This window comes from Streptomyces sp. NPDC059477 (genome assembly GCF_042749375.1).
In the GTDB taxonomy this organism is placed as follows: domain Bacteria; phylum Actinomycetota; class Actinomycetes; order Streptomycetales; family Streptomycetaceae; genus Streptomyces.
Map to the genome: position 1 here is coordinate 89,576 of NZ_JBHYUG010000026.1, position 3,860 is coordinate 93,435.

2 protein-coding genes are annotated in these 3,860 nt (G+C 73.0%); both read left to right on the top strand.

Translation table 11 applies throughout. The annotated features are described in order from the left end of the window. Nucleotides 1–445 precede the first annotated feature (445 nt). Nucleotides 446–1,249, top strand: coding sequence for an ABC transporter ATP-binding protein (locus tag ACFXAZ_RS16145; protein ID WP_384590504.1), 804 nt, complete (start codon nt 446–448; stop codon nt 1,247–1,249). Then, nucleotides 1,249–3,759, top strand: coding sequence for an FtsX-like permease family protein (locus ACFXAZ_RS16150; RefSeq protein ID WP_384590507.1), 2,511 nt, complete (start codon nt 1,249–1,251; stop codon nt 3,757–3,759). The genes ACFXAZ_RS16145 and ACFXAZ_RS16150 overlap by 1 nt, the downstream gene beginning before the upstream one ends. Nucleotides 3,760–3,860 lie beyond the last annotated feature (101 nt).

A 3,860-nucleotide genomic window follows, 5' to 3' on the forward strand; every position in this document is an offset into this window, starting at 1 on the left:
CTTACACGCGCGGTCAGTTCATGATCGGGCCGCATCACCCCTCGCTCACCGCGGCCCATCCGGCGCTCCCTCGTGACCCGCGCGACTCCGGCCGTTTCCCGGGCATCGACTTCCCCTTCGTCGAGGCTTTTTCTCACGGTCAGACGGTACCGGCACAAAGCCCGTACGGCACTGGTGATAACCGGTCCCTGCCAAGGGGAGGAGAGTCCTGCGAAAACCCGCCCGAAACCCGCCGGAAATATCTCCACCGTCAGCCGAAAATCCACCCATCGAGGGGCGGAACCTGGCGCGCGGAGGTGGAGAAACCTCTACCTCGAACCGGCCTGACAATGCCAATGTGCCGCGGGCCCGCCCTTCCTAATCTGGTGCCCGGACATCGCGTCCTCGTCCCTCTTCGCCCCTCCACACCGCGTCCCCACCGCGTCACCCCACAGGGAGAGCCCCAGTGCACACATCTCAGGACCTCCGCCAGGCGGAGGCGGTACGGCTGGACGCCGTGTCGAAGACCTACGGCAGGGGCGACAGCCAGGTGACCGCGCTGCGCGGGCTCACCATGACGTTCGCCGACGGCACCTTCACCGCCGTGATGGGCCCCTCCGGATCCGGCAAGAGCACCTTCCTGCACTGCGCGGCGGGCCTGGTGGCGCCCACCTCCGGCAAGGTCACCGTGGGCGGCACCGATCTGGCCGGGCTCGACGACACCGCGCTGACCAAGCTGCGCCGCAGCCGCATCGGCTTCATCTTCCAGTCCTTCAACCTGCTGCCCGCGCTGACCGTCATGCAGAACATCACCCTGCCGCTGCAACTGGCCGGACAGCGCCCCGACAAGACCGTCATCCGCGATGTCGTGCGGCGCGTCGGACTCGGCGAGCGGCTCGGCCATCTGCCCGCCCAGCTCTCCGGCGGCCAGCAGCAGCGCGTCGCCATCGCCCGCGCCCTGGTCACCCGCCCCGCCGTCGTCTTCGCCGACGAGCCCACCGGTGCCCTCGACACCCGTACCGCCGGCGCCGTGCTCGCCCTGCTGCGCGAGTCCGTCGACATCGCGGGCCAGACCCTGGTCATGGTCACCCACGACCCGGTCGCCGCCTCCTACGCCGACCGGGTCGTCTTCCTCGCCGACGGCGCCCCGGCCGGGGAACTGCGCAGGCCCACGGCCGAAGCCGTCGCCGCCCGGATGACCCGGCTCGGCGCCTGGGACGACGAGACCGGCCGCACGAGCGCGCCGCAGCACTCCGGAGGCCGGTTCTGATGTGGCGTCTGGCCCTGCGCACCCTGAAGTTCCGCCGCACGAGCTTCGTCGCGACCTTCCTCGCCATGTTCCTCGGCGCCGCCATCGTCATCGGCTGCGGCGGCCTGATGGAGACCGGCGTCCGCATGGCGGCCGACCCGCAGCGCCTGGCGGGCGCCCCGGTCGTCGTCACCGGCGAGCAGACCTACGACTCCGCCGCGCTGACCGAGCGCCACCGCATCGACCCCGGCCTGGTGGACGAGGTCGCCGCGGTGGACGGCGTACGCGAGGCGGTCGGCGATGTGTCGGTCCCGGCCACCGTCCTGAAGGACGGCGAGCCCGTCACCGGCGACACCGCCACCTCCGGGCACGGCTGGGACGCCGCCGCGCTCACCCCCTATACCCTCGCCGCCGGGACCTCCCCCGTCACCGGCGGCGAGGTCGTCCTCGACGCGGACCTCGCCGAAGCGGCGGGCGCCCGCCCCGGGTCCACGGTCGACATCGTCGTCCAGGGCACCACCCGCCGGTACGAGGTGACCGGCGTCGCCGAACAGCGCGGCGACCGCAACCCCGACCCCGCCGTGTTCTTCAGCGACGCCGAGGCCCGCGCCCTGGCCGGCGGCCGGATCGACTCCATCGGCGTGCTGCCCGTGGCCGGCACCGACGCCGCCACCGTCGCCGACGCGGTGCGCTCGGCCGTCGGCGACCGTGCCGAGGTCCTCACCGGAGCACAGCGTGGCCTGGCCGAACTGCCCGGCACCCTCTCCAGCCGGCGCACCGTCGTCATCCTCTCGGCGGTCTTCGGCAGCTCGGTCGTCCTCATCGTCATGTTCGGCGTCGCCTCCACCCTCGGCCTCTCCCTTCAGCAGCGGGTCCGTGAGATGGCCCTGCTGCGCGCCGTCGGCTCCACCCAGAAGCAGCTGCGCCGGATGATCCTGACCGAGACGGCCGTGCTGTCGGTGGCGTCCGTGGCCCTGGCCCTGCTGCCCGGACAGGCCATCGGACGGCTGCTGTTCGGCGTGCTCACCGACAGCGGTGTGGTGTCGCCCGCCATCGTCTACCACGCGGGCTGGGTCCCGATGGCCGTCGGCGCCGTCGTGACCGTGCTGGCCGCCGCCCTGGCCACCCGCTTCGCCGGGCGCGGGGCCGCCCGCACCGAACCGGTCGCCGCGCTCGCCGAAGTCACCGCGGGCACCCGCTGGTTCAGCGTGCCGCGCCTGCTGCTCGCCCTGTTCTTCCTCGCCAACGGCATCGGGCTCGCCGTCGCCACGGTCACCGTCATGGAGAACGGCCCCACCCTCGCCAGCACCGCGGGCCCGGCCTCCGTCCTGTTCTGCATCGGCCTCGCCCTGCTCGCCCCCGGCATCACCAAGGCCATGGTCGCGCTGCTGCGGCTGCCCGTACGCGCCCTGTCCGGCCTCTCCGGACAGCTCGCGCTGCGCAACGCCGCCACGGCGAACGTCCGCATGGCGGGCGCCGTCGCCCCGATCGTCCTGCTCATCGGCATCGCCACCGGCACCCTGTACATGCAGTCCACCGAGGACGCCGTCTCGCGCACCTCCTACGACCGCAACATCCTCGCCCAGTACGTCCTCGACTCCACCACCGGCGGATTCGCCCCCGGCGTCGTGGACCAGGTCCGCGCCACGCCCGGCGTGAGCGCCGCCGCCGAGTTCGTCACCGCCAGGGGCTTCGTGGACCGCCCCGGCGGCCCCGCCGACACCGACCTGCGCGGCATCTCCGCCGACGGCGCCGCCCAGAGCCTCGACCTGCCCCTCGTCGCCGGCTCCCTCGCCGACCTGACCGGGGACACCGTGGCCCTGTCCGACAAGAAGGCCGAGGAGTACGGGGTGGGCGTCGGCGACCGGCTGCCGATGCACCTCGGCGACGGCACCGCCGTACGCCCCACCGTCGTCGCCCTCTACACCGACAACCCCCAGCAGCAGTACCTCACCCTGCCCGCCGCCACCCTCGCCGCCCACACCGCCGAAGGGCTGCCGGGGCAGATCCTGGTGAGCACCGCGCCCGGCGAAGAGACGGCGACGCACGACCGGCTCGCGGCCCTCGCCGCCCAGGTGCCCGGCACCGAACTCGACGACAGTTCCTCGCTGGCCGGCCGCAACGACCAGATCCAGCAGATCCTGGTCTCCGCCAACTACACCATCGTCGCCATGATCGTCGGCTATGCCGCGATCACCGTGGTGAACACCCTGGTGGCCGTCACCCGCAAACGCGGCGCGGAGTTCGGCCTCCAGCGGCTCACCGGCGCCACCCGCGCCCAGGTGCTCGGCATGCTGAGCGTCGAGGGCGTGCTGATCGCGGTCGTCGCCACCGTCCTGGGCACCCTCGCCGCGGCGACCACGATCGTCCCGTACAGCCTGGTCAAGAGCGACTCCTATCTGCCCCAGGGATCCATCGGCGTGTATCTCGCCATCGTCGGCGGGTCGCTGCTGCTGGTGTTCGCCGCGACCCTGCTGCCCTCGTGGCGCGGTATGCGCGAACCGGCCGTGGAGACGGTGAAGTCCGCGTGAACGACCTGCTGACCGGGTTGCCCCCGCTCACCCCCCGGCGGGGCGGCCCCGCCCCCGCCCGCGGGTACCGGGGGGGCGCGCCATGGGACCCCGAGGGGGGT

What these genes read in the sequence shown, in the direction of transcription:
- ACFXAZ_RS16150 (WP_384590507.1), top strand. Translation starts at nt 1,249, where the DNA reads ATGTGGCGTCTGGCCCTGCGCACCCTGAAGTTCCGCCGCACGAGCTTC.